Annotated in this window: 9 protein-coding genes and 1 pseudogene; all 10 read left to right on the top strand. The window is 29.6% G+C overall.

Features of this window, described 5'->3' with window-relative positions; translation table 11 throughout:
• Nucleotides 1-217: pseudogene (locus RH99_RS19520) on the top strand (hypothetical protein); the annotation flags it as partial.
• Nucleotides 218-578: 361 nt separating this feature from the next.
• On the top strand, nt 579-932 hold the full coding sequence (locus tag RH99_RS05160; RefSeq protein ID WP_010234904.1) for a DUF6514 family protein: 354 nt from the start codon (nt 579-581) through the stop codon (nt 930-932).
• A gap of 377 nt (nt 933-1309) precedes the next feature.
• Nucleotides 1310-1684, top strand: coding sequence for a holo-ACP synthase (gene acpS / locus RH99_RS05155; protein WP_010234900.1), 375 nt, complete (start codon nt 1310-1312; stop codon nt 1682-1684).
• Nucleotides 1685-3184, top strand: a complete 1500-nt coding sequence (locus RH99_RS05150) for an NAD(P)H-hydrate dehydratase (RefSeq protein ID WP_010234898.1) — start codon at nt 1685-1687, stop codon at nt 3182-3184.
• Between the two features lie 143 nt (nt 3185-3327).
• The gene (locus RH99_RS05145; protein WP_010234895.1) at nt 3328-3921 is read left to right on the top strand and encodes a germination lipoprotein GerS-related protein; all 594 of its coding nucleotides are present in this window, start codon (nt 3328-3330) and stop codon (nt 3919-3921) included.
• 108 nt (nt 3922-4029) lie between these two features.
• Nucleotides 4030-5190, top strand: a complete 1161-nt coding sequence (gene alr / locus RH99_RS05140; protein ID WP_010234892.1) for an alanine racemase — start codon at nt 4030-4032, stop codon at nt 5188-5190.
• Nucleotides 5191-5311: 121 nt separating this feature from the next.
• On the top strand, nt 5312-5632 hold the full coding sequence (locus tag RH99_RS05135; protein WP_010234889.1) for a CopG family ribbon-helix-helix protein: 321 nt from the start codon (nt 5312-5314) through the stop codon (nt 5630-5632).
• Entirely contained in the window at nt 5592-5948 is a 357-nt protein-coding gene (locus RH99_RS05130) for a type II toxin-antitoxin system PemK/MazF family toxin (protein ID WP_035776494.1), read from the top strand. Before RH99_RS05135 ends, RH99_RS05130 begins: the two co-directional genes overlap by 41 nt.
• Nucleotides 5949-6508: 560 nt before the next feature.
• Nucleotides 6509-7330 (top strand): transketolase, encoded by an 822-nt coding sequence (locus RH99_RS05125; protein WP_010234883.1) that lies wholly within the window; start codon nt 6509-6511, stop codon nt 7328-7330.
• A 48-nt stretch (nt 7331-7378) separates the two neighbouring features.
• Nucleotides 7379-8326 carry a transketolase family protein gene (locus RH99_RS05120; protein ID WP_010234880.1) on the top strand — a complete coding sequence of 316 codons (948 nt, stop codon included), beginning with the start codon at nt 7379-7381 and terminating at the stop codon, nt 8324-8326.
• The last annotated feature ends 354 nt before the right edge of the window (nt 8327-8680 follow it).

Below are 8680 nucleotides of genomic sequence, written 5' to 3'. Positions count from 1 at the left end.
TATAAAAGTTTTAGAGGAAATATACAGGGAGATAAAATATAATAAGAGCATTTTAAATGAATATAAGAATAGATATGAATTTAATAATTATAGGGGAAAAGATATTTCTATTATAATAATAAGCATCCTTATATTGGAAGATATATGTAATTATATAGGAATTGAGGATAAAATCTTATTAGGATATTTCAAAAAAATATGTGATGGAAATATATAAAAATCGACAAATAGTTATTGAAATAATTACAGAATACAAAATGATTAGTCTAGTTATATTAGTTTTAAAGAAATATTTATAATAATGATGTCACTTTTAAAGGATAAATAATTATCCCACCATAACATAAACTGACACTTTTCTTTAATTAGCAGTGTTAGTATAGCTTTAATAAGTAGTTAGGCATGTGAAAATAAATATCAAGTCAAAGATAGAACGTATATTTTGAATCATACAAAGAAACAGATTCTTCTGATAGTGGTATTGTCAGAAGGTTCTGTTAACCGAGTATGATTTAAAATAGACTAATATACTAACTAGTTATTTATTTACGCGGCCTTAAGTAGTGGGGGGATTTGTAATGAATATAGTTGATACTTTTAGTAAATCAATAATGAATGGTGAAACTGAATATAAATATGAGTATAGGATAACAAAATCTAATATTATGCTATATGATTATGGTGTTAATAGCGAAGTTCAATCTTATGGTATTGAAATTGAGAGACAAGATATAATAAATGGTAAAACCATTAATTTAGAGAGAGATAGTGTATACAACATAAGTCCACAAAGATATAAAGTACAGGAATTAACAAAATTATTATATGATAATGACGTTTCTCCTATAAACTCAATTGAAATTCTAGGTGAATATGTTGATGAATATATTTCTGATTTTGATGATGTACTTAAGGGCATTTCTATAGGTTAGGAGAGGGAGACCTCTCTTTTGTTTTTTATAAGGCATCTTCAAATAAATAACAAGTCAGTATACTAGTCTATTTTGAATTATACTACGTTAACAGAACCTTCTGATAGCACCACTATCATCAGAACCTGTTTCCTTGTATAATTCAAAATATACGTCGCATCTTTCACTTGTTATTTATTTTCATATGCCTAATACATAGATTTTAGAATTAAAGACGGTTTTTAGTCAAGTTAAAACTATTGATTATTACTTTTGAAAATGATAACTTTATTATAGCTTGCCACATATATTATAATAAATATATATAATATGATTTTGGAATTGAATTAATAAAACTTTTGTACAAGTAACAATATGATGTAAATGGAGGCTATTATATGATAGTAGGAGTAGGTATAGATATAGTGGAAATAAATAGAATAAAGGAAGCTATAGAGAAAAACTCATTATTTTTAGAAAGAGTATATACTGAAAATGAAATTGAATATTTAAAAAGCAGGAATTTTAGACCAGAATATGCAGCAGGAAGGTTTGCGGCTAAAGAAGCTATATCAAAGGCTTTAGGTACAGGATTTATGCAGTTTAGTATTCGAGACATAGAAATAGATAGAAATGCTAACGGTAAACCAGTGGTAGTATTAAGGGGAAAGGCAAAACAAATAGCAAATAAGTTTGGTCAATATAAAATACATTTGAGTATATCACATAGTAAAGAAAATGCAATAGCATATGCTGTTATAGAGGTGATTTAATTGAAATTTGCGTCAAGTGACGTCATACGGAGTATTGATAGATATTGTATAGATAAAATTGGTATTTCAGAATTGATTTTGATGGAGAATGCAGCTTTAAAAATTATAAAGAATATAGATTTGAAAAATAATAAATCTTTTACAATAATTTGTGGATCTGGAAACAATGGAGGAGATGGTTTAGCTGTAGGGAGACATCTAGTTGCACTTGGCAAGGATGTGAAAGTTTTTCTTGTAGGGACTATAGATAAGATGAGTGAGTCATGTAAAGCAAATTATACTATTCTAAAAAATATAGGAGTAAAGATTATTAACGTTGTCAGTTCAGAAGACATAGAGCTATTAAAAAATGCTGTAATTGACTCCAATATTACTATAGATGCACTTTTGGGGACAGGCATAACAAGAGAAGTTAAGGGAATGCATACTCTTGTTATATCTGTTATTAATGAAAATTCAAATTATATATTAGCCATAGATGTTCCATCTGGATTAGATAGCAATAATGGATATAAAATGGGGAATTGCGTTGTTAGCAATAAAACTGTAACCTTAGGGCTTTATAAAAGTGGATTTTTGAATTATGACTCAGAAAAATATACAGGTCAGGTTATAGTTGAAAAAATAGGGATACCAAAATTTGTAGAAGATAAATATCATGAAGGTAATTTTATTGCGGATAGAGATATGTTTAAAAAGTATGTTCTACCTAGAAATAAGTATTCACATAAAGGCGATTATGGTAGAGTTTTAATCTTTGCAGGTTCTAAAAATTATACAGGAGCGGCCTATATATGCACAGAAGCAGTTGTAAAAAGTGGAGCAGGACTTATAACACTATGTTGTGAGGAGGATATACTTCCTATTTTAAAATCTAAACTTGTAGAGGCCATGACCATTTCAAATAAGGATAGTGAAGGAATAGATAAGCTTTTGAACAATAGTAATTGCATAGCAGTAGGACCAGGTATGGGTAACAATGTAAATACACTTAAAGTTGTTGAGTCTATACTTAAAATTGTTCATTGTCCTGTAGTATTAGATGCTGATGCAATAAATGTTTTAAGTAATAATCTTATTTTATTAAAAAATGCTAAAGTTCCTGTAGTGTTAACACCTCATTTAGGAGAAATGGCTAGACTTACTGGTTTTTCTATAGATTACATAAAAGAAAACAAGATGGAAGTGGCAAGAGACTTTGCTAAAGACTATAATATTATTCTTCTTTTAAAAGGATATAATACGATTATTACAGATGGAAACATAACTGTAGTAAACTCTACAGGGAATAGTTCCATGGCTTCAGGTGGTATGGGAGATTGTCTAACCGGAATAATAACTTCTTTCATAGCACAAGGACAAAAGCCTATGACCGCTGCTATAACGGGAGCTTTTTTACACGGTTATTGTGGTGAAATTTTATCAAGAGAAATGTTTAATGTAAGTGCTACTGATATATTAAATAAAATTCCATACATGATAAAGGAATTACAAAATTAATAATTAAATATGAATTCTTTGGACAAGGATTGAATAGTATTAATAATAAGACATGTGAAAATAAATAGAAAGTTAAAGATGCTACTATACTGACTAGTTATTTGATTACTATGTCTAATATTGAATGCTTATTTGGGGGATTTATGAAAAAAATATTATTAATACTGTTAGCCTTTATAATTATTTTCTCTGCAATAGGCTGTAGTCTAAAAAACAATAATAAGAAGGATACCTTAGGATATTTTAAAAGTTTAAAGAGCTACAGTGCAGATATGGATATTGAAGTGAAAAATGATAAACAAAATTTGAATTACAGTGGTAGACAAATATATTCTTTAGGTTTAGGATATAGATTAGAGTTAAATAAAGAGCGGGTACTTATATACAAGGAAGATAAAATTTATGTTACTGATTTAAACAATGGACAAAAGTATGTAACTGATATGAATTTTGATGATGTATATAAAATAAGTTTTTTAGGAAAATTTATTGATCTTTTGTATACAAATGAAACTATAAAGACTTCTTTTAAAACTATAGATAATGACCAATATGAACTTATAAATACTACTATGCCTGACAGCAATAGAAATATAAGTTATGGTGTTTTATATGTGTCTATAGATAAAAAAATACCTAAAAAATTGATTATATATGATAACAAAGGTAAAGAAAAGGTTATAATAACATATAAAAATTTTATACCAAATTGTAATGTGGACAAAACTCTTTTTTAGGTGGATGAAGATAGGTAACTAGTTAAGGAAGAAAAATATACTGACAGATTATTTATTTTCATATGCCTAATATAAATTTAAAGGATATATTTGGGATGGTGATGTACTTTGTTTAAACATTTAAGACCGGTTTGGGCAGAAATTAATCTTGATAATTTAGAATTTAATATGAGAGGTATAAAAAAACTTTCTAAAAGCTCTGAAATTTTCGGCGTAGTGAAGGCAGATGCTTACGGGCATGGAGCTGTTGATGTAGCTCCTGTGCTTCTAGAAAATGGAGCTACGAGACTAGCTGTTGCAGTTATAAGTGAGGCTGTAGAGCTTAGAAGATCTGGGATTGATTGTCCAATAATGATTTTAGGATATACGCCACTTAGCTTGGCTGATGATATATTAAAATATGATATAGAACAAACTGTATTTTCTTATGAATATGCATTTGAACTTTCTAAAATTGCTGAAAAAAGACATATAAAAGTTAAGATACATATAGCATTGGATACAGGAATGGGGAGAATTGGATTTTTACCTGATGAGAAAAGTGTAGAGGATGTATATAAAATAAGTAAGTTGCCAAATATAGATATAGAAGGATTGTTTTCTCATTTTTCTACTGCAGATGAAGAGAATAAAGAATATACTAACAAACAATTTGGTAACTTTAATTGGTTTTATGATAAGCTTAAAGAAAAGGATGTTTCAGTAATGATAAGACATATAGCTAATAGTGCAGCTATAATGGAATTACCAGATACACATCTTGATGGAGTAAGACCAGGTATTATACTCTATGGATACTATCCATCTGAGGAAGTAGACAAGAAAATGCTACAGTTAAAGCCTGTAATGACTCTAAAAACTAACATAGTACACATAAAAACTCTTAAAAAGGGAGAGTATATAAGTTATGGCAGAAAGTTCAGATGTAATAAGGACAGAACCATAGCAACTCTTCCCGTAGGATATGCTGATGGATATACAAGACTTATGTTTGAAAAGGCAAAAGTTATTATAAATGATGAATTTGCTCCAGTAGTTGGACGAATTTGTATGGATCAATGCATGGTTGACATAACTGATATTAGCAATGCTAAGGTTGGTGATGAGGTGATTCTTATGGGAGAATCTGAAAACTGTAAGTTTAATGCAGATGATATTGCTCAGCATATAAATACTATAAATTACGAAGTGATTTGTATGATTGGAAAAAGAGTTCCTAGAGTTTACATAAAAAATGAAAAAGTTATAAAAATAAGGAATTATGTGTAATATATACTGTGAGAAAAATGTAGAAGAAATAAAGCAAATCCTTTGACATATTGACAAATTTTAAATTATAATGGGTACATACATATTTTCGTTTTGGTAAATAGGAGGTATTAATTGTCCAATGTCAAGCTCAAAGAGATTAGTAGTAAACCTCTCAGATAAACTTTGCAGTGAATTTGATAAAGCACTAAAGCAAGATTGTAAAAAAAGAAGTGAATTTATTCGTGAAGCAATAATATTATATATAGAAGAGAAGAAAAAAGTTGATTTTATAGAAGAAATGAAAAAGGGATATATGGAAATGTCAGAGTTAAATCTAGAAATTTGTGAAATGGGTTTTTGTTCTGATATAAAAGAATTAAAAGAATATGAAGTTAAGCTTTCGGAGAGTGATTTGCCTGATGACGATGGTGGTGAAACGAGGAGATATATTCTATGCTGATTTAAGTCCGGTAGTTGGATCAGAACAGGGTGGAATAAGACCTGTTATCATTATTCAAAATGATATAGGTAATAAGTACAGTCCTACGGTAATTGTAGCTGCAATTACTTCGCAGATAAATAAGGCAAAACTTCCAACTCATGTTGAAATTTCTTCAGAGGAATATGGTCTAAATAAGGATTCGGTAGTTTTGCTTGAACAAATAAGAACTCTTGATAAGAAAAGGCTTAAGGAAAAGATAGGTCACATGACAGATAGTGACATGGAAAAAGTGGATAAGGCACTTCTTGTAAGTATAGCACTTAAGGGTGACTGATTTTTGAAGCCATTTTAAAATTATAAATTTGGAATAGCACTCTAGTTCATTCTAGAATGCTATTTTATTTATGTTAAATAAAAATAGTTCAGTGACTTAGCAATATGAAGGTGTTTTTTATAAAAGATTATACAATTTAAATATGATTTTAAATATAAAATCCTATTGCTAAAATAGGATTTTTTTATTTGATTTATTAATAATAGTATTGTCCGGATATATGAATTATATACTAAGACATGTTCAAATAAATAACAAGTCAGTATACTAGTCTATTATGAATCATACTACGTTAACAGAACCCTTTGATAGCACCACTATCATCAGAACCTGTTTCCTTGTAAGATTCAAAATATACGTCGTATCTTTAATTTGTTATTTATTTTCATATGCCTAAGTTAAAATATCTAAAAATAAATTATAAAATATATGTTGTTTTACAGGTATATGTGTTATCATATATACATAAATGTGTTATACTATATATAATTAATATAATATATACACATAAAAAAGGCAAATTAAAGCTCATATACAGTTATAAATCAGGAGGTAAAAATATGGAAAATGATTTAAAGCTTCTTAAAGAGACCACTGTAAAGGTTAGGGAAGATATTATAACTATGCTAACTGAATCTGCTTCAGGTCATCCAGGTGGTTCTCTATCAGCAGTAGAAATATTGACAACCCTATATTTTAAAGAAATGAATATAAACCCTGAAAACCCAAAGGATGAAAATAGAGATAGATTTGTATTATCTAAGGGTCATGCAGCGCCAGCTCTATACAGCATTTTAGCTGAAAGAGGGTATTTTAATAAAAATGAACTAAAGGGACTTAGAAAATTTGGATCTATATTACAAGGTCATCCTAATATGAATTATGTACCAGGTGTGGATATGTCAACAGGATCCTTAGGCCAGGGAATTTCAGCAGCAGTTGGAATGGCTATTGCAGGAAAACTTGATAAAAAGGATTATAGAGTATATGCGCTTCTTGGAGATGGTGAATTGGAAGAAGGTCAGGTATGGGAAGCTTCTATGGCAGCTGCACAGTATAAATTAGATAATTTAACTGCTTTTGTTGATCATAATGGACTTCAGATTGATGGAAAATGTGAAGATGTAATGTCTCCAGAACCAGTAAGCAACAAATTTAGAGCATTTAATTGGAATGTAATAGATGCAGACGGACACGATTTTACAGCATTAATAACTGCAATTGATGAAGCAAAAAAAGTTAAGGGTAAGCCTACTGTGATAGTTTGTAAAACTGTAAAAGGAAAAGGTGTAAGCTTTATGGAAAATGAGGCATGCTGGCATGGAGCAGCACCAAATAAAGAGCAATGTAATAAAGCTCTAACTGAAATTCAAGGAAGATAATAAAAAGACTATTTTGTTAAGTATGGAGAATATAGGAGGGACAAAGTAATGTCAAAAAAAGTAGCTACAAGAGAGGCGTACGGACAAGCGTTAGCTAAGCTAGGATTAGAAAATAAAAAAATAGTTGTACTAGATGCTGACTTATCGAAATCTACAAAAACAGCTGAATTCAAAAAAGCGTGTTCAAATAGATTTATTAATATGGGAATTGCAGAGGGCAATATGATGTCAGTAGCAGCTGGACTTGCTACTTGTGGTAAAATTGCCTTTGCTAGTACTTTTGCTATATTTGCAGCAGGAAGAGCTTTTGAACAAATAAGAAATTCTATTTGTTATCCTAAATTGAATGTAAAGATATGTGCTACTCATGCAGGAATTACAGTTGGAGAGGACGGAGCTTCACATCAATCTGTAGAAGATATATCTTTAATGAGAAGCATACCTAACATGACTGTTATATGTCCTAGTGATGCAGTTGAAACTGAGGCCGTTATTAAAGCTATAATCGAATATAATGGACCTTGTTACGTGAGACTTGGAAGATCAGCAGTGAATATTATAAATGATAGACCAGATTATAAATTTGAAATTGGTAAGGGCGTTATTTTAAGAGAAGGCACAGATGCGACAATTGTTGCTACAGGTATTATGGTAGATGCAGCTCTAGAGGCATATGATATATTAAAAGCAGAGGGGATAAATGCTAATGTAATTAATATACATACAATAAAACCTATGGATACAGATATAATAGTTTCGGCTGCAAAAGAAACTGGTATTATTGTAACAGCAGAAGAACATAGCATAATTGGTGGATTAGGTTCAGCGGTTTGTGAAATCACTGGAGAAAATCATCCTGTTCCCGTACTTAGAGTTGGTATAAAAGATGTATTTGGAGAAAGCGGAAAGCCGGATGAACTTTTAAAAGCATATAATTTAACAGCTCAAGATATAGTGGATAAGGTTAAGATGGGAATAAATTTAAAAGCTAAGTAGTAACTACTTAGCTTAGGAATACTAATACTTTTACTTTGAATTTTGAAATTCATACAGTACAATTGACACTGATAAAAACAATATTGTTTTTATCAGTGTGTTTATTTTTGTTTAAAATTTATGTATAGTGTAAAACTATATATAAATTTTAAAAGTTTTTTAGATTTAAGATTTTAACTAATGAAACTTAGGCATATGAAAATAAATAGTATATTGAGCATAAAAATAGCATATGTTAACATTTATGTTATAATTTTATCAATGAATCTTACTTTATGGGCGTTTGTTGTACTTCCATCAAGTCTAGATGAATTATCCAGGGACGTGTGACTATTATCTGCACCTTTAGAAGAG

The organism is Clostridium arbusti SL206, assembly GCF_000246895.1.
GTDB classification, from domain to species: Bacteria; Bacillota; Clostridia; order Clostridiales; family Clostridiaceae; genus Clostridium_I; species Clostridium_I arbusti.
The sequence above is the reverse complement of the archived record's forward strand: the minus strand, read 5'-3'. Positions and strand labels throughout refer to the sequence as shown.

What these genes read in the sequence shown, in the direction of transcription:
- RH99_RS05160 (WP_010234904.1), top strand. Translation starts at nt 579, where the DNA reads ATGAATATAGTTGATACTTTTAGTAAATCAATAATGAATGGTGAAACT.
- acpS (WP_010234900.1), top strand. Translation starts at nt 1,310, where the DNA reads ATGATAGTAGGAGTAGGTATAGATATAGTGGAAATAAATAGAATAAAG.
- RH99_RS05145 (WP_010234895.1), top strand. Translation starts at nt 3,328, where the DNA reads ATGAAAAAAATATTATTAATACTGTTAGCCTTTATAATTATTTTCTCT.
- RH99_RS05135 (WP_010234889.1), top strand. Translation starts at nt 5,312, where the DNA reads ATGTCAAGCTCAAAGAGATTAGTAGTAAACCTCTCAGATAAACTTTGC.
- RH99_RS05130 (WP_035776494.1), top strand. Translation starts at nt 5,592, where the DNA reads ATGACGATGGTGGTGAAACGAGGAGATATATTCTATGCTGATTTAAGT.
- RH99_RS05125 (WP_010234883.1), top strand. Translation starts at nt 6,509, where the DNA reads ATGGAAAATGATTTAAAGCTTCTTAAAGAGACCACTGTAAAGGTTAGG.
- RH99_RS05120 (WP_010234880.1), top strand. Translation starts at nt 7,379, where the DNA reads ATGTCAAAAAAAGTAGCTACAAGAGAGGCGTACGGACAAGCGTTAGCT.